The 20,408-nt window shown below is 63.1% G+C and carries 22 protein-coding genes and 1 tRNA gene; 11 read left to right on the top strand and 12 right to left on the bottom strand.

Annotation, left to right across the window (positions count from 1 at the left end; genetic code table 11):
• Window positions 1-24 precede the first annotated feature (24 nt).
• Complete coding sequence (locus AC57B5_RS29040) at window positions 25-1,023, top strand: LysR substrate-binding domain-containing protein (protein WP_199959793.1); 999 nt, start codon at window positions 25-27, stop codon at window positions 1,021-1,023.
• A gap of 100 nt (window positions 1,024-1,123) precedes the next feature.
• Here the strand turns inward: AC57B5_RS29040 and AC57B5_RS29035 are convergent.
• The 10 genes from AC57B5_RS29035 to aceA all read right to left on the bottom strand — a co-directional run bounded on the left by AC57B5_RS29035 (window position 1,124) and on the right by aceA (window position 10,944).
• Window positions 1,124-1,200 (bottom strand) — tRNA-Pro (locus AC57B5_RS29035).
• 30 nt (window positions 1,201-1,230) lie between these two features.
• Window positions 1,231-1,641 (bottom strand): MerR family transcriptional regulator, encoded by a 411-nt coding sequence (locus tag AC57B5_RS29030; protein ID WP_013801679.1) that lies wholly within the window; start codon window positions 1,639-1,641, stop codon window positions 1,231-1,233.
• A 188-nt stretch (window positions 1,642-1,829) separates the two neighbouring features.
• Window positions 1,830-2,162, bottom strand: coding sequence for an integration host factor subunit alpha (locus AC57B5_RS29025; protein ID WP_012206409.1), 333 nt, complete (start codon window positions 2,160-2,162; stop codon window positions 1,830-1,832).
• 33 nt (window positions 2,163-2,195) lie between these two features.
• Window positions 2,196-4,643 carry a phenylalanine--tRNA ligase subunit beta gene (gene pheT / locus AC57B5_RS29020; protein WP_496400800.1) on the bottom strand — a complete coding sequence of 816 codons (2,448 nt, stop codon included), beginning with the start codon at window positions 4,641-4,643 and terminating at the stop codon, window positions 2,196-2,198.
• A 75-nt stretch (window positions 4,644-4,718) separates the two neighbouring features.
• A complete protein-coding gene (gene pheS, locus AC57B5_RS29015) occupies window positions 4,719-5,771 on the bottom strand; it encodes a phenylalanine--tRNA ligase subunit alpha (RefSeq protein WP_012206411.1) in 1,053 nt (350 codons plus the stop codon).
• A 110-nt stretch (window positions 5,772-5,881) separates the two neighbouring features.
• Window positions 5,882-6,241, bottom strand: coding sequence for a 50S ribosomal protein L20 (gene rplT / locus AC57B5_RS29010; RefSeq protein ID WP_012206412.1), 360 nt, complete (start codon window positions 6,239-6,241; stop codon window positions 5,882-5,884).
• 26 nt (window positions 6,242-6,267) lie between these two features.
• On the bottom strand, window positions 6,268-6,471 hold the full coding sequence (gene rpmI, locus AC57B5_RS29005; protein WP_012206413.1) for a 50S ribosomal protein L35: 204 nt from the start codon (window positions 6,469-6,471) through the stop codon (window positions 6,268-6,270).
• 203 nt (window positions 6,472-6,674) lie between these two features.
• Window positions 6,675-7,292 carry a translation initiation factor IF-3 gene (gene infC, locus AC57B5_RS29000; RefSeq protein WP_012206414.1) on the bottom strand — a complete coding sequence of 206 codons (618 nt, stop codon included), beginning with the start codon at window positions 7,290-7,292 and terminating at the stop codon, window positions 6,675-6,677.
• A gap of 80 nt (window positions 7,293-7,372) precedes the next feature.
• On the bottom strand, window positions 7,373-9,304 hold the full coding sequence (thrS, locus tag AC57B5_RS28995; RefSeq protein WP_043820564.1) for a threonine--tRNA ligase: 1,932 nt from the start codon (window positions 9,302-9,304) through the stop codon (window positions 7,373-7,375).
• 308 nt (window positions 9,305-9,612) lie between these two features.
• On the bottom strand, window positions 9,613-10,944 hold the full coding sequence (aceA, locus tag AC57B5_RS28990; RefSeq protein ID WP_013801675.1) for an isocitrate lyase: 1,332 nt from the start codon (window positions 10,942-10,944) through the stop codon (window positions 9,613-9,615).
• Between the two features lie 362 nt (window positions 10,945-11,306).
• Between aceA and AC57B5_RS28985 the strand changes: the two genes are divergently transcribed.
• The 8 genes from AC57B5_RS28985 to hemP all read left to right on the top strand — a co-directional run bounded on the left by AC57B5_RS28985 (window position 11,307) and on the right by hemP (window position 16,777).
• Entirely contained in the window at window positions 11,307-12,257 is a 951-nt protein-coding gene (locus AC57B5_RS28985; protein WP_496400799.1) for a DMT family transporter, read from the top strand.
• Window positions 12,258-12,473: 216 nt separating this feature from the next.
• Complete coding sequence (locus AC57B5_RS28980) at window positions 12,474-12,773, top strand: SWIB/MDM2 domain-containing protein (protein WP_012206418.1); 300 nt, start codon at window positions 12,474-12,476, stop codon at window positions 12,771-12,773.
• Window positions 12,774-12,890: 117 nt separating this feature from the next.
• On the top strand, window positions 12,891-14,018 hold the full coding sequence (locus tag AC57B5_RS28975; protein ID WP_063325749.1) for an alpha-hydroxy acid oxidase: 1,128 nt from the start codon (window positions 12,891-12,893) through the stop codon (window positions 14,016-14,018).
• A gap of 106 nt (window positions 14,019-14,124) precedes the next feature.
• Window positions 14,125-14,397: a (2Fe-2S)-binding protein gene (locus AC57B5_RS28970; protein WP_012206420.1), complete on the top strand. Its 273-nt coding sequence runs from the start codon at window positions 14,125-14,127 to the stop codon at window positions 14,395-14,397.
• 101 nt (window positions 14,398-14,498) lie between these two features.
• Window positions 14,499-15,200: an energy transducer TonB gene (locus tag AC57B5_RS28965; RefSeq protein ID WP_496400798.1), complete on the top strand. Its 702-nt coding sequence runs from the start codon at window positions 14,499-14,501 to the stop codon at window positions 15,198-15,200.
• 15 nt (window positions 15,201-15,215) lie between these two features.
• Window positions 15,216-15,938: a MotA/TolQ/ExbB proton channel family protein gene (locus AC57B5_RS28960; protein WP_012206422.1), complete on the top strand. Its 723-nt coding sequence runs from the start codon at window positions 15,216-15,218 to the stop codon at window positions 15,936-15,938.
• A gap of 3 nt (window positions 15,939-15,941) precedes the next feature.
• Window positions 15,942-16,355 carry an ExbD/TolR family protein gene (locus AC57B5_RS28955; protein WP_013801671.1) on the top strand — a complete coding sequence of 138 codons (414 nt, stop codon included), beginning with the start codon at window positions 15,942-15,944 and terminating at the stop codon, window positions 16,353-16,355.
• Between the two features lie 200 nt (window positions 16,356-16,555).
• Window positions 16,556-16,777: a hemin uptake protein HemP gene (gene hemP, locus AC57B5_RS28950; protein WP_012206424.1), complete on the top strand. Its 222-nt coding sequence runs from the start codon at window positions 16,556-16,558 to the stop codon at window positions 16,775-16,777.
• Between the two features lie 261 nt (window positions 16,778-17,038).
• Here the strand turns inward: hemP and AC57B5_RS28945 are convergent, their stop codons facing one another.
• On the bottom strand, window positions 17,039-17,446 hold the full coding sequence (locus AC57B5_RS28945; protein WP_063325750.1) for a GlcG/HbpS family heme-binding protein: 408 nt from the start codon (window positions 17,444-17,446) through the stop codon (window positions 17,039-17,041).
• Window positions 17,447-17,636: 190 nt separating this feature from the next.
• Here AC57B5_RS28945 and AC57B5_RS28940 point away from each other — a divergent pair, with 190 nt between their 5' ends.
• Entirely contained in the window at window positions 17,637-18,329 is a 693-nt protein-coding gene (locus AC57B5_RS28940) for a Bax inhibitor-1/YccA family protein (RefSeq protein WP_012206426.1), read from the top strand.
• A gap of 66 nt (window positions 18,330-18,395) precedes the next feature.
• Window positions 18,396-18,824, top strand: a complete 429-nt coding sequence (locus tag AC57B5_RS28935) for a hypothetical protein (protein ID WP_012206427.1) — start codon at window positions 18,396-18,398, stop codon at window positions 18,822-18,824.
• A gap of 101 nt (window positions 18,825-18,925) precedes the next feature.
• On the opposite strand, the gene rlmD is transcribed toward AC57B5_RS28935, so the two are convergent.
• Window positions 18,926-20,398 (bottom strand): 23S rRNA (uracil(1939)-C(5))-methyltransferase RlmD, encoded by a 1,473-nt coding sequence (gene rlmD / locus AC57B5_RS28930; protein ID WP_034395354.1) that lies wholly within the window; start codon window positions 20,396-20,398, stop codon window positions 18,926-18,928.
• Window positions 20,399-20,408 lie beyond the last annotated feature (10 nt).

The raw sequence follows: 20,408 nt of genomic DNA, 5'->3' as shown, positions 1-20,408 counted from the left end.
GCGATCAGCCCAGGAAACCCATGCATGCAATACACGATTTCAGGCCGACCATGGCCGCAAGTATCTCTACACTCTTCCTCTGGAACAAACGAAAATTGCTGCCGCAAACACTGCATAAAACTCATGAATTACCGACGCCTGACGCCCTCCATGTCCCTGCTGCTGGTCTTCGAGGCGGCCGCGCGCCACGAAAGCTATGCGCGTGCGGCCGAGGAGCTGTCGCTCAGCCAGAGCGCCATCAGCCGGCAGGTGCAGACGCTGGAGGCGCAGCTGGGCATCAGCCTGTTCCGCCGCGAGGGCCGCACGGTGCGCCTGACCGACGTGGGGCGCCGCTACTTCATCGACCTGGGCGCCGCGCTGGGCCGCATACGCAGCGCCACCCTGCAGGCCATGTCACGCCAGTCCGGCGGTGGCACCCTCAATCTGGCCACCCTGCCCACCTTCGGCTCCAAATGGCTGCTGCCGCACCTACATGGCTTCTACCAGGCGCAGCCCGGGGTGACGATGCACATCCACTCGCGCATCGGCGATATCGATTTCGATAGCGCAGAGATAGACGCAGCCATCACCGTGGGCACGGGAGACTGGCCTGGACTGACCGCGCATCGCCTGTACCACGAGTTTCTGGTGGCGGTGGCCAGCCCGCAGGCGCTGCAGCAGGCCGGGCAGGCAGCAGCCTCGCCGGATTGGGCGGGCCAGCAGGTGCTGCTCACGGTGGCCAGCAACCGGCAGGCCTGGAGCGAGTGGTTCACGCACTATCGGCTCGATCACCGGCAGATGCGAATAGGGCCGAGCTTCGAGCTGACCTCGCACCTGATACAGGCCGTGCTGGCGGGCATGGGCGTGGGCCTGGTGCCACGGGTGCTGGTGGAAGAGGAGATAGCGCGCGGTGAGCTGCACGTGGTGGGAGACGCCATCCCCAGCCAGCGCAGCTACTACCTGGTCTATCCCGAGAGGAACGCGACACTGCCGGCGCTGGCAGCCTTCCGGCAATGGCTGCTTGCAACCTGCGCTGAGGGTTGATCTCTGCGCAACGGCCGCTCCCCTTCAGCGGTTGGTAGCGGTTGGCAATGGCACAAAGAAAAACGGACCACAGCCAGAAGCTGTGGTCCGTATTCATTTATGGTCGGCGTGGCGGGATTCGAACTCGCGACCCCTTGCACCCCATGCAAGTGCGCTACCAGGCTGCGCTACACGCCGAAGAATTCAATTATATACAGCTTTTTGCTCTCAAATAGAAAGCAGCGCACGAATCTGCAAAAGCTCCTCGCGCACGGCCTCCGGCTCCAGCGGAACGCTGGCCGCGGCATCGCCACCGAGCAGCGGCGCGGCAGCCGGCGCAGACACCACGACACCGGCCTGCAGCGCGGGAACCACGGCAGACCCCGAGGCTTCGCGCAGGCGGTTGCGGGCGCCGTTGATGGTGAAGCCCTGTTCGTACAGCAGCTCACGGATGCGCCGGATCATCAGCACTTCGTGGTGCTGGTAGTAGCGGCGGTTGCCGCGCCGCTTCATGGGACGCAGCTGCGTGAACTCCTGCTCCCAGTAGCGCAGCACATGCGGCTTGACGTCGCACAGATCCGCGACCTCACCGATGGTGAAGTAGCGCTTGGCGGGAATCTGGGGCAGAAGTGAAGCCATGGCAAATGTGGATGAGGTCAGGATGTGCAATGCCGCTGGTGCGCGGACGCCGATCCGGGAAGAAGGCCGAGCCTACTGCACAGCTCGCTTGCAGGCCAGCACCCTGTCGTAAAAACAGCCCATCCACCGCAAGGCAGACAGGCTGACGACAGCTGGGCCACGGCAAGCCGGGCCCCGGGGACGACCCTTCAGGACGCGGAGCCCGTCGTGCCTTCCTGGATCTGCTCCTTGAGCTTGCTGCTCGCATGGAAGGTCACGACGCGGCGCGCCTCGATCGGAATGGCCTCGCCCGTGCGCGGGTTGCGCCCCGGACGCGGCGCCTTGGTGCGGATCTGGAAGTTGCCGAAGCCCGACAGCTTCACATCCTCGCCCGTCACCAGGCTTTGCGAGATCAGCTCGAAGAACGCATCCACCATTTCCTTGGATTCGCGCTTGTTCAGGCCGATCTCGTCGAACAGCAGGTCCGCCAGCTGCGCCTTGGTCAGCGCGGGCGAATCAAGACTTTCCACCGTCAGTTCCATCACGGGATCTCCTTTCACGGCATGGGCCTTCCATCAGGCGCGCAGGCGCGCGCCCAGGCGTTGCTGCAGCTGCTCGAGCACGGCCTGCACGGCCTGTTCGATCTGCACATCGGTCAGCGAGCTGTCGTCATTGCCCAGCGTCAGGCGCACGGCCAGGCTCTTTTCGTCCTGCGCCAGCGCGCCCGGTGCCGCTGTCTCGCCGGCCTTGAGCGCCTTGGGGCGGAACACATCGAACAGCACGGCGGAGCGCAGCAGGCCGCCGGTCTGGGCAGCTTCCACCGCCTGCATCAGCTGGGCATGCGTGGCCTTTTCGTTCACGACCACGGCAATGTCGCGCTCCACGGCCTGGTGCTTGGCCACGGGCTTGAACACCGGCACCTCGCGCGCCTGCACGGCATCGAGCTCCAGCTCGAACAGCACAGGCGCCTGGGCCAGATCCCATTGCTGGCGCCACTGGGGATGCAGCTCGCCGATGAAGCCGATGGACTGGCCATCGAGCAGCACGCGCGCGCAGCGGCCCGGGTGCATGGCCGGATGCTCTGCCGGCTCGAACACGGGCTTGCGCGGCGCCAGCAGCGCCTCGACATCGCCCTTGACGTCGTAGAAGTCCACCTTGGCTTCGGCGCGGCCCCATTGCAGCTGCTCTCCAGCACCCCAGGCCAGGCCCGCCACGCGCATGGGCTGGTAGAAGCCCTTGACCGTGGTGTCGCTGTCAACAACGCTGTCATCCTTGAGGAAGACACGGCCCAGCTCGAACACGCGCACGCGCTCGGCCTTGCGGTCGGCATTGAACTTGAGCACCTGCATGAGCGAGCCGATGAGGCTGGAGCGCATCACGCTGAGCTGGCTTGCGATGGGGTTGAGCAGCTGGATGGGATTGGCGTTGCCGGCCAGATCCTTCTCCCACGCGGCTTCCACAAAGCTGAAGTTGATGGTTTCCTGGTAGCCCAGATCGGCCAGCGCGCGGCGCACGGCGAACTGGCTGCGGCGGTTTTCGGCGCGCAGCTTGGGCGCAATGGGCGCCAGCGGCTTGGTCGTGGGCAGGTTCTCGTAACCCACCATGCGCGCCACTTCCTCGATCAGGTCTTCCTCGATGTTGATGTCGAAGCGGAAGCTGGGCGGCGTGACGGTGAGCACGCCATCGCCCTGCTCCACCGGCAGGCCCAGGCCGGCCAGCGCATCGTGGCACTGCTGCTGCGTGAGCGGCATGCCGATGACCTTGGCCGCACGCGCCACGCGCAGCGTGACGGGCTTGGGCTGGGGCATGTTGGCCTGCTGGTCGTCGATGGGGCCGCAGAAGGTCTCGGGCGTGCCGCAGATCTGCAGCACCAGCTCGGTGATGCGCTCGATGTGCTCGACCGTCAGTTCAGGATCGACACCCCGCTCGAAGCGGTGGCCCGCATCGGTGGAGAAGTTGTAGCGGCGCGAACGGCCGGCAATCGACTTGGGCCACCAGAATGCGGCCTCGATGTAGATGTGACGCGTGTCGTCGGACACGGCCGTGGCGTCGCCGCCCATGATGCCGGCCAGCGACTCGACTTCGCGGTCATCGGCGATCACGCCCACCTGTCCATCCACGGTGACGGTGTTGCCGTTGAGCAGCTTGAGCTGCTCGCCTTCCTTGCCCCAGCGCACCTGCAGGCCGCCGTGGATCTTGTCCAGGTCGAAGATGTGCGAAGGACGGCCCAGCTCGAACATCACATAGTTGGAGATGTCCACCAGCGGCGCCACGCTGCGCTGGCCGCAGCGCGCCAGGCGATCGACCATCCACTGCGGCGTCTTCGCCTGGGTGTTGACATTGCGCACCACGCGGCCCGAGAAGCGGCCGCACAGGTCGGGCGCCTCGATCTTCACGGCCAGCTTGTCCTGCACGCCCACGGCGGCAGGCGTGAACGACTGGGGCTTGAGAGGCGCGCCGGTCAGCGCAGCCACTTCGCGCGCCACGCCGTAGACGCTCAGGCAATGCGCCAGATTGGGCGTGAGCTTGAGCGTGAGCAGCGTGTCATCCAGGTTCAGGTATTCGCGGATGTTCTGGCCCAGGGGCGCGTCCAGCGGCAGCTCCATCAGGCCGCCATGGTCCTCGGACAGCTTGAGCTCGCGTGCCGAGCACAGCATGCCGAAGCTCTCCACACCGCGCAGCTTGCCGATCTTGATCAGGAAAGGCTTGCCATCTTCACCGGGCGGCAGCTCGGCGCCCACCGTGGCGCAGGGCACGCGGATGCCCACGCGCGCATTGGGCGCGCCGCAGACGATGGTCAGCAGCTCGGGTCCGCCCACATCGACCTGGCACACGCGCAGGCGATCGGCATTGGGATGCTGCTCGGCAGCCTTGATCTCACCGACGACGATCTTGGTGAACGGCGGCGCCACGGGCTCCAGCTCCTCCACCTCCAGGCCGGCCATGGTCAGGGTGTCGGCCAGTTCTTGGGTGGTCAGCGGCGGATTGCAGAACTCGCGCAGCCAGGATTCGGGAAATTGCATATCAGACTCTTTGGCGTTGGTTCAGTCCGCGCGCCGTGGCGCTGGCGGACTCTTTGGCGAAGGCTTGCAGCCGGATCAACGGAATTGCGACAGGAAGCGGATATCGCCGTCAAAAAACAGTCGCAGATCGTTGACGCCATAGCGCAGCATGGTCAGGCGGTCAGGCCCCATGCCAAAGGCAAAGCCGATGTACTTTTCGGGGTCCAGCCCCATGTTGCGCACCACGTTGGGGTGCACCTGGCCGGAGCCGGCCACTTCCAGCCAGCGGCCGGCCAGCGGGCCGCTTTGGAACTGGATGTCGATCTCGGCGCTAGGCTCGGTGAAGGGGAAGAAGCTGGGGCGAAAGCGCAGCACCAGGTCGTCGCTCTCGAAGAAGGTCTTGCAGAAGTCGGTGAAGACCACCTTCAGGTCCTTGAAGCTGACGTTCTCGCCAATCCACAGGCCTTCGCACTGGTGGAACATGGGCGAGTGCGTGGCATCGCTGTCCACGCGGTAGGTGCGGCCCGGCGCGATCACGCGGATCTCGGGCATGCCCTGGCCGGCGTCCAGCCGCTCACGGTATTTCTTGACGTGCTGCACAGCGTGGCGCACCTGCATCGGGCTGGTGTGCGTGCGCAGCAGATTGGGGGCCTGTTCCGTGCCGCCTTCCACGTAGAAGGTGTCGTGCATGGAACGGGCGGGATGGTCTTCCGGCGTGTTCAGCGCCGTGAAGTTGAACCAGTCGGACTCGATCTCGGGGCCCTCGGCCACATCGAAGCCCATGGAGCCGAAGATGCCCTCGATGCGCTCCAGCGTCAGCGACACGGGGTGCAGGCCACCCTGGCCACGGCGGCGGCCCGGCAAGGTCACATCCAGCACCTCGGCCTTCAGGTGGGCCTGCAGTTCGGCATCGGCCAGGGCCTTGCGGCGCGCGGTCAGCGCGGCCTCGATGCCTTGCTTGGCCACGTTGATGGCGGCTCCGCGCGACTTCTTCTCTTCGACGGAAAGCTGCGCCATGCCCTTCATGAGCTCGGTCACCTTGCCCGACTTGCCCAGAAACTGCGCCTTGGCGTTTTCCAGATCAGCGGGGGTTTGTGCCTGCGCGAACAGCTGCTGCGCGCTCTCGACCAGAGAATCCAACTCGTTCATATCGACTCTTTATCGACTGTGAAAAGAAACAAGGGCTAGCAGCCTTTTCAAGCCCTAGCCCTTGCTGTTTGCGCTGCAGACCATCACGAGGATGGCCGCAGACCGTTATCTCAAGCAGCCAGCTTGGCCTTGACTTGATCAACGATGCTGCTAAACGCAGCCTTGTCGTGCACCGCGATATCGGCCAGCATCTTGCGGTCGATCTCGATGGCTGCCTTCTTCAGGCCGTTGGCGAACTGGCTGTATGTCAGGCCCAGTTCACGTGCAGCGGCGTTGATACGGGCGATCCACAGACGGCGGAACACGCGCTTCTTGGCACGGCGGTCACGGTAGGCATATTGCCCAGCCTTCATCACCGCCTGCTTGGCGATGCGGAAGACATTGCCGCGGCGGCCGCGGAAACCCTTGGAAAGGGCCAGAACTTTTTTGTGACGGGCGCGGGCCGTTACACCACGTTTGACGCGAGGCATGTGTTTTCTCCTTGTTCGTCAGTGAATTACAGGCCAGCCATCGGCAGCATTTGTGCGATAGAGCCCATGTTGGTCTCATGCACAGACACTGCACCACGCAGGTGACGCTTGTTCTTGGTGGTCTTCTTGGTCAAGATGTGACGCTTGAAGGCTTGACCGCGCTTGACGGTGCCACCGGGACGAACGCGAAAACGCTTCTTCGCGCTGCTCTTGGTCTTCATTTTGGGCATTTGAATGCTCCTGTTGTTTGTGCTCGTGAGGCGGCTCGCAACACTGCGCGCACTTGCTGGCCCCGAGACACTTCTGTGCCAGCCCGGAGGCCGGCAAGAACAAGGGACATGGAAACCATGTCCCTTGCATCGCACGCCCCGCGCAATCAACTCGCGCACGGCCTGCAAATTCTGTCGCCCCTCAACGAAGGGCGAAACCGCGATTATGCCTTATCAGCCACCGCAGGTGCAGCAGAAACTTCTGCCGGCTTGCCGCCAGCTGTGGGCTTCTTGCGCGCAGGGGCGATCATCATCACCATCTGGCGGCCTTCCAGCTTGGGGAACTGCTCCACCTGGATGGAATCCGCCAGATCGTCACGCAGACGGTTCAGCAGGTCCAGACCAATCTGCTGGTGCGTGATTTCACGGCCGCGGAACCGCAGCGTGATCTTGCACTTGTCACCATCGGCCAGGAAACGGCGGATGTTGCGCAGCTTGATGTTGTAGTCGCCGTCGTCGGTACCAGGGCGGAATTTCACTTCCTTGATTTCGATGACGGTCTGCTTGGCCTTGGCTTCGGCAGCCTTCTTCTGTTCAAGGTACTTGAACTTGCCATAGTCCATCAACCGGCAGACAGGTGGAGTGGCAGTGGCGGCAATTTCCACCAGGTCCACGTCCAGCTCGCCCGCCATGCGCAGCGCTTCCTGCAGAGGCACGATGCCCAGCGGCTCGTTCTCCGGGCCGGACAGACGCACTTCAGGCGCCATGATTTCACGGTTGAGACGATGCTTGCGCTCTTCACGGTGGCGCCGATCACGAAATTCAGTAGCTATGGTTCTCACCCTTGGATTTAAGTTGCTACAACAGCGTAGCCGCTTGTGTGCAGTACACGCAAGCGGCTACCGCCTTTGGAGATGCTCCATCAGGCCTTCGCCGCGATGTCCTTGGCCACGAGTTCAATGAACGCATCGACCGACATCACACCGAGGTCCTTGTTGCCCCGTGCGCGCACTGCCACTGCACCAGCGGCCTTCTCCTTGTCGCCAGCAACAAGGATGTAAGGCAGCTTTTGCAACGAATGCTCCCGTATTTTATACGTAATCTTTTCGTTGCGCAGATCTGTCGCCACCCTAAGGCCTTGATTCGGAAATGCTTTTTGCAGCTTTTGTGCGACTTCCCGCACATAGTCCGCCTGCGCGTCGGTGATATTGAGCACGGCGGCCTGCACGGGAGCCAGCCAGGTCGGCATGGCGCCAGCGTGCTGCTCGATGAGAATGCCGATGAAACGCTCCAGGCTGCCGACGATGGCACGGTGCAGCATCACGGGGCGATGGCGGTCGCCGTCCTCGCCCACGTACTCCGCATCCAGGCGCTCGGGCATGGAGAAATCCACCTGGATGGTTCCGCACTGCCACTGGCGGCCGATGGCGTCCTTGAGCGTGTACTCGATCTTGGGGCCGTAGAACGCGCCATCGCCGGGCGAGATCACGTACTCGCAGCCCGAAGCCTCCAGGCTGTTGATCAGCGCAGCTTCTGCCTTGTCCCAGCTTTCATCGGAGCCGATGCGCGCCTCGGGGCGCGTGGCGACCTTGTAGATGATGTCGCTGAAGCCGAAGTCCGCGTAGACCTTTTGCAGCAGCGTGGTGAAGGCCAGCACCTCGGGCTGGATCTGGTCTTCGGTACAGAAGACGTGGCCGTCATCCTGCGTGAAGCCCCGCACGCGCATGATGCCGTGCAGGCCGCCCGTGGGCTCGTTGCGGTGGCACTGGCCGAATTCGCCGTAGCGCAGCGGCAGGTCGCGGTAGCTCTTGATGCCCTGCTTGAAGATCAGGATGTGGCCGGGGCAGTTCATCGGCTTGAGCGCGTAATCGCGCTTTTCCGACTCGGTCGTGAACATGTTCTCGCGGTACTTGTCCCAGTGACCCGTCTTCTCCCACAGGGTCTTGTCCAGGATCTGCGGACCCTTGACTTCCTGGTAACCGTTGTCGCGGTACACGCGGCGCATGTACTGCTCGACCTCTTGCCACAGGGACCAGCCCTTCGGGTGCCAGAACACGGTGCCCGGCGAATGCTCGTCGATGTGGAACAGATCCAGTTCGCGGCCCAGCTTGCGGTGGTCGCGCTTTTCAGCCTCCTCCAGCATGTGCAGGTACTGCTGCAGGTCGTCCTTCGATGCCCAGGCCGTGCCGTACACGCGCTGCAGCATCTCGTTGCGATGGTCGCCACGCCAGTAGGCGCCAGCCACCTTCATCAGCTTGAAGAACTTGAGCTTGCCGGTGCTGGGCACGTGCGGGCCGCGGCACAGATCCTCGAAGCTGCCTTCGCGGTACAGACTCACATCCTCATTGGAGGGAATGCTGGCGATGATCTCGGCCTTGTAGTTCTCGCCGATGCCCTTGAAGTACGCAACGGCCTCGTCGCGCGGCAGCACGCGGCGCACCACGGGCTCGTCCTTGGCGGCCAGTTCGGCCATGCGCTTTTCGATGGCGACCAGGTCCTCGGGCGTGAAGGGGCGCTTGTACGAGAAGTCGTAGTAGAAGCCGTTCTCGATCACGGGACCGATGGTGACCTGGGCCTCCGGGAACAGCTCCTTGACCGCATAGGCCAGCAAGTGGGCCGTGGAATGGCGGATCACCTCCAGGCCATCGGGGTCCTTGGCCGTCACGATGGACAAGGGCATGTCCTTGTCGATGACGAAGCTGGTGTCCACCACCTTGGCGTCGTCGCCCGTGCCAACCTTGCCAGCCAGTGCAGCCTTAGCAAGGCCCGTGCCTATGGATGCGGCCACTTCGGCCACGGTGACCGGGCCGGGGTACTCACGTTGCGAACCATCGGGAAGCGTAATGTGGATCATGGGATTCCTAAAATATTTCTCAGGGGGCGCGCATCCCCCAAAAGCAAAAAGCGCGGAGCCAGGTCCGCGCTTTCTTGGGGTCGAGTGAATCTCGTGCAGGCGCGAACCGCCAGCCGCTAGCGGCCGGTGTACATCTCCGATGTAGTTCGCGGTGTCATAACCATGATGCCTTTCTCGCCCTTGTCAGTTGTTGTCAATTGAAAACTTCCGCCATTTTAACCCCAGCAAAGAAAAAGCGCCCGAAGCACAAGGCCCCGGACGCTTTCTCACCCCTATCTACCTGAAGTTGCACTCACCGAAGCCGCGCTTCAGTGGAATTGCTCCTCTTCCGTGGAGCCGGTCAGTGCCTTGACGCTGGACGAGCCGCCCTGGATCACCGTGGTCACGTCGTCGAAGTAGCCTGCACCCACTTCCTGCTGGTGCGACACGAAGGTGTAGCCTTGTTCGCGGGCTGCGAATTCGGGCTCCTGCACCATGTTCACGTAGTGCTTCATGCCTTCGCCGTTGGCGTAGGCGTGGGCAAACTTGAACGTGTTGAACCAGTTGATGTGAATGCCGGCCAGCGTGATGAACTGGAACTTGTAGCCCAGAGCAGACAGGTCTTCCTGGAAGGACGCGATCTGGCTGTCGTTGAGGTTCTTCTTCCAATTGAACGAAGGCGAGCAGTTGTAGCTCAGCAGCTTGCCTGGGCAGGCGGCATGCACGGCCTGGGCGAACTCGCGGGCAAAGCCGATGTCGGGCACGCCGGTTTCGCACCACACCAGGTCGGCATAGGGCGCATAGGCCACACCGCGGCTGATGGACTGCTCCATGCCATTGCGGACACGGTAGAAACCTTCCTGTGTGCGCTCGCCGGTCAGGAACGGCTTGTCGTTGGCGTCGTGATCGGAGGTGATCAGGTTGGCGGCTTCAGCATCGGTGCGGGCCAGCACGATAGTAGGCACGCCCATCACGTCAGCGGCAAAGCGGGCGGAGATCAGCTTCTCGACGGCTTCCTGGGTGGGCACCAGAACCTTGCCACCCATGTGGCCGCACTTCTTCACGGCAGCCAGTTGGTCCTCGAAGTGCACGCCGGCTGCGCCAGCGGCAATCATGTTCTTCATCAGTTCGAACGCGTTGAGCACGCCGCCAAAACCGGCTTCCGCATCGGCGACGATAGGCAGGAAGTAGTCGATGAATTCCTTGTCGCCGGGGTTGATGCCACGGCCCCACTGGATTTCGTCGGCACGCTTGAAGGTGTTGTTGATGCGGCGCACCATGGTGGGCACCGAGTCATAGGCGTACAGCGACTGGTCGGGGTACATGGTTTCGCTGGTGTTGCCATCGGCAGCCACCTGCCAGCCCGACAGGTACACCGCTTCCAGGCCAGCCTTGGCCTGTTGCATGGCCTGGCCTGCGGAGATGGCGCCAAAGGCATTCACGTAGCCCTTCTTGGCACCGCCGTTGATCCTGTCCCAGAGCAGTTCCGCGCCACGCTGGGCCAGTGTGTATTCGGGCTGCAGGCTGCCGCGCAGACGCACCACGTCGGCGGCGCTGTAGCCGCGCTTGACGCCCTTCCAACGGGGGTTCTGCGCCCAGTCTTTCTCAAGGGCGGAAATCTGCTGTTCACGGCTCAGTTGCTGGGTCAGGGATTGGGGCATGTTGCTCTCCTGGGAGGTGGTTGAAACAAGCGGCTTTCTTGCGTCGGCCTTGGGATCAAATTTAAGTCTTATAGAAGACCTCATCAACATCTTGTGTCTTATACAAGACTAAATTTTTCATCATATAAATCAATGAGTTATTTTCATATTTTTCAATATGAAATCACATTTCTCGTATTGAGAAAAATTGGCGCAATGCAGCATTTCAATATTTCACAATGCAAAACATGGATTCCATGCCATGAAAAGTCACCACAGCATGGCAAGCGTCCGCGACAGGCACATGTCACGCACACCGGGCGCGCTCACAGGTACCATCGCGCGTTCAGGTGGCGCTCCCGCCTCTCAAACCTGCACTTGCCGTGAACACCTCCCATCGCAGATCTGCCTATGCCTGCCTGGCGCTGAGCATGTCCCTGGTCGGCAGCTATGTCGCCCTCTCCAAGCCTCTGGCGGCCATTTTTCCGGTGCTGCTGCTGGCATGGCTGCGCTTTGGCATCGGGGCCATCGCCATGCTGCGCTGGCTGCGCAAGCCGGCGGACGAGGCACCCCTGTCTCGGCGCACGCAGGGCCTGCTGTTTCTTGAGTCGCTGTTCGGCAACTTTCTCTTCACCATCTGCATGGTGACTGGCGTGAGCCTGACAAGCGCCGTCACGGCCGGCGTGACCATGGCTGCCATCCCTGCTGCCGTGGCCTTGATGAGCTGGCTGTTTCTGCGCGAGCGCGTGGCTGCGCGCACCTGGCTGGCCATCGCGCTGGCCGTGGCGGGCATCGGCCTGTATGCACTGTCCCGCCCGGACGCTGGCGCCGCCTCGGCAGCATCAGCCTCACCGCAGGCGTGGCTGGGGCAGATGCTGCTGGTCGGTGCCGTGCTTTGCGAGGCGTTCTACGCCGTCATCGGCAAGCGCCTGACCACGTCCCTGGGGCCCAAGCGCATCACATCCATCGTCAATCTCTGGGGATTTGCGCTGTCTACGCCTTTCGGGCTGTATCTGGCGTGGCGCTTCGACTTCGGCAGCGTGGCATGGAGCATCTGGGGTCTGTTGCTGTTCTACGCCCTTGCCGCCTGCGTGTGGACCGTGTGGTTGTGGATGACAGGCTTGCGCAACGTGCCAGCCTCCCAGGCCGGCACCTTTACGGTACTGCTGCCGATCAGCGCTGCCGTGGTCGGCATGTGCGTGCTGGGCGAACGGGTTACATCCATGCAGGCGCTGGCCTTTGCGATCGCCCTGCTGGGCATTCTCGTGGCCACCTGGCCGGGCAGAAAACGCCTTGCACAACACCTTTCCGCGAGCGGTGCCAGCCCCCTCTGAAAACGCTGGCGCCGACGGCCAACCTGCCAGTGCGGCCCTCGAAAGCGAGCCAGAATGCAAAAACTCCTCAAAAAACAGCGCCACAGCAACAAATCGAGGCAAAAATTTGACGGGTAAGCTTGGAAGAGCGTTTTTTTCCCATTAGCATCAGCCTGCCAGTGGATAGCGACGGTTTTTCGCTGGTAAAGAATCCACTCCATACTAGGAACAAGCAACATGGCAACTGCAAAGAAGGCAACGGCTGCTCCGGCAGCTCCCGCAAAGAAGCGCACTCCCAACGCCGCCTTCATGAAACCCCTCACCCCCAGCCCCGCTCTGGCTGCCGTGGTGGGTTCCACTCCCCTGCCCCGCACCGAGATCATCAGCAAGCTGTGGGTCTACATCAAGGCCAACAAGCTGCAAGACGCTGCCAACAAGCGCATGATCAACGCCGACGCGAAGCTCAAGGAAGTGTTCGGCAAGCCCCAAGTCTCGATGTTCGAGATGGCTGGCCTGATCGGCAAGCACGTCAAGTAATCCTCGGGCCTGCGCCACGACGGATGAAAGCCGGCCCCTGGGCCGGCTTTTCTTTTTTCCGGGATGCCATCTCCTCTTCTTGCCGGAGATGCTGCACACCGACAACATTCCAATGCCATGAGTCAAGTGCCCGCGCTGCAAGCCGTTCCCGACGGCATCATCAATCTGGCCGACCACGAGGCGCATGCGCGGCAGCGGATGGACGACAACGCCTGGGCCTATTTCTCGGGCGGCGCGGCCGATGAGCGCAGTCTTGCGGCAAACCGCAGCGCCTGGGACGCGCTCACACTGTGGCCGCGCGTGCTCCGCCCCCTTGCAGGCGGTCACACCCGGCTGCAGTTGCTGGGCAGGGATCTGGCCTGCCCGCTGCTGGTGGCCCCCATGGCCTTCCAGCGCATGGCCCATGAGGACGCAGAGCTTGCAACGGCCTATGCCGCTGCTGCGCTGGGCGCGGGCATGGTGCTCAGCACACAGGCCAGCCTGCCGCTGGAGGCAGTGGCACAGGCAGCACGGCTCACGCCGGGCCATGGCCCTTTGTGGTTCCAACTCTATCTGCAGCATGACCGTGGCTTCACCACGCAACTGATCAAGCGCGCAGAGGCCGCAGGCTACGAAGCGCTGGTGCTGACGGTGGACGCACCCACCAGCGGTGTGCGTGACCGTGAACGCCGCGCGCGCTTTTGTCTTCCGCCGGGAGTGTCTGCCGTCAATCTGCAGGGGATGGCGCCACTTGCAGCCATGCAACTCGCACCAGGCCAGAGCCCCCTGTTCGACGGCCTGCTGCACCATGCCCCTACCTGGGATGACGTCGCCTGGCTGCAGCAGCAGACACGGCTGCCGCTGCTGCTCAAGGGCGTGCTCCACCCGGCCGATGCGCTGCAGGCCGCGAGATTGGGAGTAGCGGGCATCATCGTCTCCAACCATGGAGGGCGCACGCTGGACACCGCACCGGCAACGGCAACAGCCCTTGCCCGCGTGGCCAGGGCCGTGCGCGGCGCGGGCCACGAGCTTCCCTTGCTGGCCGACGGGGGCATACGGCGCGGCACAGACGTGCTCAAGGCGATCGCCCTCGGGGCGACGGCGGTTCTGATAGGCCGCCCCGTACTCTGGGGGCTGGCCAATGCGGGCGCCGCCGGCGTGGCCCATGTGCTCAGGTTGCTGCGCGATGAACTGGAGATCGCCATGGCGCTGACAGGGTGTGCCACCCTTGCCCAGGCCACTGTGGAACTACTGGATACCGAGTAAAGCCGAGCGCCATACAGCCCTACAGACAACCAAGAATTGCAAATGCGATGAATTCTCATTTATAATTTTTCATCCTATCAATAGCCAGCCACTACTGCCTGTAGCCATGATCGTCTGTGTATGCCGCCGGGTTTCCGACCGTGAGATCGCACGCCACGCTCATGCGGGCATGAGCTTTGACGAGATCCAATTCGAATTGGGTATCGCCATGCAGTGCGGTCGCTGCGAAAGCTGCGCCCGGGATGTGGTGGCGCAATGCTGCGCCAGCCAGCCCGTGGCGGCCATCCACAACGAGGTCGCGGCCCAGACCGTCCAGCTTGCCAACAACATTCTGGAGAGCAAAGCATGGTCCTCCTCTCAGCACTTGTCGGCAGCCTGATCCTCGTCGTTACATGCACCTGGTGGATTCTGCGCAGCTGATACTCCGTCTTCCGAGCGACAGCACCCGGCTCCCATACGCTGACCGCTCCTTCTGTCTCTATGTCCCAGTCTGATCGTTTTGGCCCCCCCGGGGGCCTTGGCCGTAACGTGGCCATCGCGGGTTCGGTCGTGGTCTTGCATGCAGCAACCCTTTGGGCGATGCAGCATGGCCTGCTCCAGCGCGCACCCGAAGAGGTCATCGTGCCAGCCCAGGTGATTGCGGAATTCATTTCGCCACCCGCTCCCGAGCCCGAGGCACCCAAGCCTCCTCCTCCGCCACCACCTCCCAAACCCCAGCCGGTCGTGAAGAAGGCACCGCCGCTGCCCAAGGCCATTGCCGACCCCAAGCCTGCACCTGCGGCGCCGCGCGGCACGCTGGACGACGAGCCCAAGCCCGTGGTGGAAGCACCGCCGGCACCGCCAGCCCCTCCTGCGCCGCCAGCGCCTCCCGCTCCCCCGGCGCCACCGGCTCCGCCCAAGATCGAATTGCCGTCCAACAACGCGGCCTACCTCAACAACCCGGCCCCCAGCTACCCCGCCATCAGCAGGCGCATGGGGGAACAGGGAACGGTCACGCTGCGCATCTTCGTGGACGCGCAAGGCCTGCCTCAAAAGATCGAGGTCAGCAAATCCAGCGGCTACGACCGTCTGGACCAGCAGGCCGTGGACGGCGTCAAGAACTGGAAATTCGTCCCCGGCAAGAGCAACGGCACGCCAACCCCCATGTGGGTCACCGTCCCGGTCAAATTCACCCTCAATTGATTCTCAGGAGTATCCATGGATTCCCAATTCGGCATTGCCCACGTCTGGACGCAGGGAGACTTCGTCACCCGTGCCGTCGCCATCATCCTGCTGGCCATGTCGGTGGCCTCTTGGCTCGTGATGATCATCAAGGCCCTGGACATCGTGAAGTTCAAGAAGCTGGCGCGCAACGCCCAGGACTTCTGGCACAGCCCCGACCTGGCCAGCGGCCTGGAAAAGCTGGGCGATGACCGCTCCAACCCCTTCCGCTACCTGGTGCTCGAAGGCCGCGAAGCCACCGCCCACCACCGCAAGACCAGCGCCCACCTGCATGACACGCTGGACATCAGCGACTGGGTGACCCGCTGCATGCGCAACGGCATCAGCGAGTTCACCGCCCGCCTGCAATCGGGCCTGGCCATTCTGGCTTCCGTGGGCTCGACCGCACCCTTCATCGGCCTGTTCGGCACCGTCTGGGGCATCTACCACGCGCTGGTCGCCATCGGCCTGTCCGGCCAGTCCTCGATCGACAAGGTCGCGGGCCCCATCGGTGAAGCGCTGATCATGACCGCCCTGGGCCTGGCCGTGGCGATTCCCGCCGTGCTCGGCTACAACGCCGTGGTGCGTGGCAACAAGTCCATTCTCAACGCCCTCAACAGCTTTGCCCACGACATGCACGCCTACTTCGTGACCGGCGCCCGCGTGTCCATCGACGGCAAGGAAGCCGGCAACGTGCTGCCGCTGAAGAAAGGCGCGTAAGCCATGGCATTCGGAACAATGGACGATGACGGCGAAGAGGTGATGAACGAGATCAACATGACGCCGCTGGTCGACGTCATGCTGGTGCTCCTGATCATCTTCATCATCACCGTGCCGGTGATGAAGCATTCGGTGAACGTGGACCTGCCCCGCGCCACCAACCAGCCCGAGGACGTCAAGCCCGCCACCGTGCGCCTGGCCGTGTCCGCCGATGGCCAGTACCACTGGAATGGCGTTGCCGTCAGCGATACGCAGTTCGAGGAGAACCTCAAGGCCGAGGCGGCCAAGGAGCCGCAACCTGACCTGCATATCCAGGGTGACAAGGAAGTGCGCTACGAGCGCGTGGCCCAGGCCATGGCCGCCGCACAGCGTGCAGGCGTGCGCAAGATCGGCTTCGTGACGGACCCGGCCAAGTAGGCCGTGGCAGGCATTCCTTGCCTGGCGATCAACGACAACGGCCCTTCGGGGCCGTTTTTCATTCTCTTTGCGTTGGCAGTGCATCGAGTCGCAGGGATAGGACTGGTCCCAGAAACCACAATGCGAGTAAGTCTCACTTGATTTTCAATTGAGAATTGTTATCATTCACAAAACTTTCCAATTTTTGAGGAATTCCCTGCATGTCTGCCACTTCCGCCGCCACCTCGCATCTGTCCGGCAACTCCAACGCCCAGGCCTTTGCAGCGCTGCAGGCCGCAGCATCTGCAGCCCTGACCGGGGCCGCCAGCGGACTCGACAGCACCTTGCTGCTCAATGGACAAAAGGCTGTGACCATCGTGCACAACGGCACGCCCTACCGCCTGCAGGCCACCAAGCTGGGCAAGCTCATCCTGACCAAATAAGCAAGATTCCGGCCGTCGTCGGATGCCCGACCGGCGGCTTCTTCGTTTCATCGTGGGGCGACCTTGGGACTTCCAGTCTCAGAGGTCGATTAGCCAGCCAACAAAATCTCCGGATTTTGCGTAGCCAAGCATTTTTTCCCCGCGCTGCAGCGCAGATTGACCAAAGAAAAAGCCCCTGTCCATCGGCACAGGGGCTTTTTCTTGGTTGCATGGATCAGTCCCCAGGGACCGATTCATGCAGCATGGGTGCACCAGGGGCTATTACAGGCCCAGAGCAGCAATGCCGGCGCTGGCAACCTGCGCATCCTCACTGGCCTTGACGCCGCTGACGCCCACAGCGCCCAGGCATTGGCCGTCCTTCATGATGGCCACGCCACCTTCGAGCAGGCCGTCCAGCGTGGGCGCGCTCAGGAAGGCCGTGCGGCCGTTGTTGATCATGTCTTCATAGCCCTTGGTATCGCGGCGGCCCAGGGCCGCCGAGCGGGCCTTGGACGGAGCGATGTGGGCCGACACGGCGGCGGCGCCATCCAGGCGCTGCAGCCACAGCAGGTGGCCGCCGTCATCGACGATGGCAATGGTCACGGCCCACTTGTTCTTCAGCGCCTCGGCTTCTGCGGCGGCGGCAATGGCCTTCACGTCGGCCAGTTCGAGTTCATGCTTGGTCTTCATAAGATTCCAATTATCCATTCCATCACAAATGTCCTATAAGCATAGCAATCGTATGAGGACTGACAATGCATGCGCAGAACAAAACATTCGAAACCAAACCATGGCGGCGGCTCGGGGTATTGCAAGTCGCGCGCAAGCCGCCACCTAGAATGGGCAAGTCGCAACAACACTCCTTCGGAGGACTGGCCACATGAATGATCAAGTCACCACACTGGGCTCTGCGGGCTACGGTGTCTCGCAGCAAGAGCGCAATCGCGTATTGCGCAACACCTACTGGCTGCTGGCCCTGAGTCTTCTCCCCACCGTGCTGGGCGCTTGGCTGGGCGTGGCCACGGGCATCACGCGCTCGCTGAGCGGCGGGTTGGGGCTCATCGTCTTCCTGGGCGGCGCCTTCGGCTTCATGTTCGCCATCGAGAAGACAAAGCACTCGGCAGCCGGCATTCCCGTGCTTCTGGGTTTCACGTTCTTCATGGGCCTGATGCTGTCGCGCATGATCGGCATGATCCTGGGCTTCAAGAACGGCTCCGAGCTGATCATGACCGCCTTTGCAGGCACGGCCGGCGTGTTCCTGGTCATGGCCTCGCTGGCCACGGTGATCAAGCGCGACCTGTCGGGCATGGGCAAGTTCCTGTTCGTCGGCGTGCTGGTGCTGTTCGTGGGCTCCATCATCAACGTCTTCATCGGCTCCACGGCCGGCATGATGGCGATCTCGGTGGCGGCCATCGGCATTTTCAGCGCCTACATGCTCTATGACCTCAAGCAGATCATGGACGGCGGCGAGACCAACTACATCAGCGCCACGCTGGCTCTGTACCTGGACCTGTTCAACGTGTTCCAGAGCCTGCTGGCCCTGCTGGGCATCATGGGCGGCGAACGCGACTGATGCCGCGCGCGGAAGGCTTCGCCTTCCCTGCTGCACACAAAAGGCCTCCTTCGGGAGGCCTTTTGCATGTCCGGGATCATCATTTGTGCAAAGCGGACTCAACTTCTTCCAGGGCCTGCCGATAATCTCCTCAAGATGACCATGCCTAATCTTCCCCGCACCTTCGCCATCCTGCTGCTGCCCACGCTGCTCGCCGGCTGCAAGCTGGATGATATTCCGGGCCTGGGACCGGACCCCCGCACCGTCGCCAAAGAGGCCGAGGCCAAGGCCATCGGCGGGGCGTGCCGCCATGCCCTGCGCGGGCTGGAGGATTGCTACACGCTCAACCCCAAATCGTCCAAGGCCCTGGTGTTTGCAGGCTGGAAGGATATGGACGAATACATGCGCGCCAACAAGATGGAGGGCACGCCTTCGGTCCTGGGCCAGAGCGACCGCCGCCGCAGCGACAAGGACGAGGCGCCTGCCGAGCCGACCTCAGGCCGCAATCGCAGCTGACCCCTTTTGAGATCCGGATTTGAGATCTGGATCCGCCCGTCAAAAAGCCGTGGCCGCCCGAGGGCTCCACGGCTTTTTTCATGGCGCGGGCAGCCAGGCCGTCAGTCTGCGCAGCGCTCGAACACCGCCATGCTCTCCACGTGGGCCGTGTGCGGGAACATGTTGACCACGCCTGCCGATACACAGCGATAGCCGGCCAGATGCACCAGAAGGCCGGCATCGCGCGCCAGCGTTGCGGGATTGCAGCTGACATAGACGATGCGCTCGGGAAAGCGCCAGGCCTCATGCCCTGCCGGCAGTGGCTCGGCGCCTTCGGCACCGATTCGCGCCTGGTGGATGTCGGCCAGGGCCTTGGACAGCGCAAACGCGCCTTCACGCGGCGGATCCACCAGCCACTTGCCGGCCACGCCGTCGGCGAACAGCATCTCGGGCGTCATCTCGAACAGGTTGCGCGCCACAAAGCGCGTGGGCGCGAGCTTGTCGCCCTCTGCGCGCTGTGCGTTGTTGGCCGCGTAGTTTTCATGGGAGCGCTTGACCAGGGTATCGCTGCCCTCGATGCCCAGCACCTCGCGCGCCTGCGTGGCCAGGGGAAGGGTGAAGTTGCCCAGACCGCAGAACCAGTCGATCACGCGCTCGTCCTTCTTGACATCCAGCAGGCGCAGCGCACGCGTGACCAGCACGCGGTTGATGTGCGGATTGACCTGGGTGAAGTCCGTGGGCTTGAACGGCATGGTGATGCCGAAATCGGGCAGGCCATAGTCAAGCTGGGCGCCTCCCTGCTCCATGAGGTGCACGGTGTCCGGGCCCTTGGGCTGAAGCCACCACTGCACGTTGTGCTCGACTGCGAAGGCCCGCAGCCGGGCCTGGTCGTCCTCGGACAGCGGCTCCAGATGGCGCAGCACCAGGGCCGTGACGGAGTCGCCGCAGGCAACCTCGATCTGCGGGCAGGTTTCGCGTGCATCCATGGAGGCGATCAGCGCGCGCATGGGCAGCAGCATGGCGTCCACATGGGGCGGCAGGATCTTGCAGGTCTCCATGTCGGCGATGTAGCGGCTCTTGCGCTCGTGAAAGCCCACCAGCACCTTGCCCTTCTTGGCCACATAGCGCACCGACAGGCGCGAGCGGAAACGGTAGGCCCAGGACGGACCTTCGATGGGGCGCAGCAGCGTCTCGGGCTTGACCTTGGCCAGATGCCAGAGATTGTCTTCCAGCACGCGCTGCTTGATGGCCACCTGGGCGCCCACGTGCAGATGCTGCATCTTGCAGCCGCCGCAGGCACCGGCGTGCAGACCGAAATTCGGGCAGCCGGGGCGCACGCGCTGGGAAGATTCGCGGTGGATGGCCGTCAGGCTGGCGGCTTCCCAGTTGTTTTTCTTGCGATGGGTGTTGGCGCTGACCAGTTCGGTAGGCAGGGCGCCGTCGATGAATACCACCTTGCCATCGCTCTTGCGGGCCACGCCCTGGGCGTCCATATCCATGGACAGCACCTGCAGCCAGCCTTCGGGCAGTGCAGGGGCGTCGATGTCGGCTTCGGGCAGGTTGTCGGGGATCTTGTTGTCGCGGGGTTCACTCATGGGGCACGAT

The organism is Delftia sp. BGA-UO-ETr-SB1, from assembly GCF_059567865.1.
Note: the sequence above shows the minus strand (reverse complement) of the source record. Positions and strands in the feature narration are given on the sequence as shown.

Excerpts from the sequence above, each read along its gene's own strand:
- rplT (WP_012206412.1), bottom strand. The coding sequence starts at position 6,241 with ATGCCTCGCGTCAAACGTGGTGTAACGGCCCGCGCCCGTCACAAAAAA.
- AC57B5_RS28960 (WP_012206422.1), top strand. The coding sequence starts at position 15,216 with ATGGATTCCCAATTCGGCATTGCCCACGTCTGGACGCAGGGAGACTTC.
- AC57B5_RS29030 (WP_013801679.1), bottom strand. The coding sequence starts at position 1,641 with ATGGCTTCACTTCTGCCCCAGATTCCCGCCAAGCGCTACTTCACCATC.
- AC57B5_RS28940 (WP_012206426.1), top strand. The coding sequence starts at position 17,637 with ATGAATGATCAAGTCACCACACTGGGCTCTGCGGGCTACGGTGTCTCG.
- aceA (WP_013801675.1), bottom strand. The coding sequence starts at position 10,944 with ATGCCCCAATCCCTGACCCAGCAACTGAGCCGTGAACAGCAGATTTCC.
- thrS (WP_043820564.1), bottom strand. The coding sequence starts at position 9,304 with ATGATCCACATTACGCTTCCCGATGGTTCGCAACGTGAGTACCCCGGC.
- rpmI (WP_012206413.1), bottom strand. The coding sequence starts at position 6,471 with ATGCCCAAAATGAAGACCAAGAGCAGCGCGAAGAAGCGTTTTCGCGTT.
- hemP (WP_012206424.1), top strand. The coding sequence starts at position 16,556 with ATGTCTGCCACTTCCGCCGCCACCTCGCATCTGTCCGGCAACTCCAAC.
- pheT (WP_496400800.1), bottom strand. The coding sequence starts at position 4,643 with ATGCAATTTCCCGAATCCTGGCTGCGCGAGTTCTGCAATCCGCCGCTG.
- pheS (WP_012206411.1), bottom strand. The coding sequence starts at position 5,771 with ATGAACGAGTTGGATTCTCTGGTCGAGAGCGCGCAGCAGCTGTTCGCG.
- AC57B5_RS28965 (WP_496400798.1), top strand. The coding sequence starts at position 14,499 with ATGTCCCAGTCTGATCGTTTTGGCCCCCCCGGGGGCCTTGGCCGTAAC.
- AC57B5_RS28955 (WP_013801671.1), top strand. The coding sequence starts at position 15,942 with ATGGCATTCGGAACAATGGACGATGACGGCGAAGAGGTGATGAACGAG.
- AC57B5_RS28975 (WP_063325749.1), top strand. The coding sequence starts at position 12,891 with ATGAGTCAAGTGCCCGCGCTGCAAGCCGTTCCCGACGGCATCATCAAT.
- AC57B5_RS28980 (WP_012206418.1), top strand. The coding sequence starts at position 12,474 with ATGGCAACTGCAAAGAAGGCAACGGCTGCTCCGGCAGCTCCCGCAAAG.
- AC57B5_RS29025 (WP_012206409.1), bottom strand. The coding sequence starts at position 2,162 with ATGGAACTGACGGTGGAAAGTCTTGATTCGCCCGCGCTGACCAAGGCG.
- AC57B5_RS28945 (WP_063325750.1), bottom strand. The coding sequence starts at position 17,446 with ATGAAGACCAAGCATGAACTCGAACTGGCCGACGTGAAGGCCATTGCC.
- AC57B5_RS28970 (WP_012206420.1), top strand. The coding sequence starts at position 14,125 with ATGATCGTCTGTGTATGCCGCCGGGTTTCCGACCGTGAGATCGCACGC.
- AC57B5_RS29040 (WP_199959793.1), top strand. The coding sequence starts at position 25 with ATGCAATACACGATTTCAGGCCGACCATGGCCGCAAGTATCTCTACAC.
- rlmD (WP_034395354.1), bottom strand. The coding sequence starts at position 20,398 with ATGAGTGAACCCCGCGACAACAAGATCCCCGACAACCTGCCCGAAGCC.
- AC57B5_RS28935 (WP_012206427.1), top strand. The coding sequence starts at position 18,396 with ATGTCCGGGATCATCATTTGTGCAAAGCGGACTCAACTTCTTCCAGGG.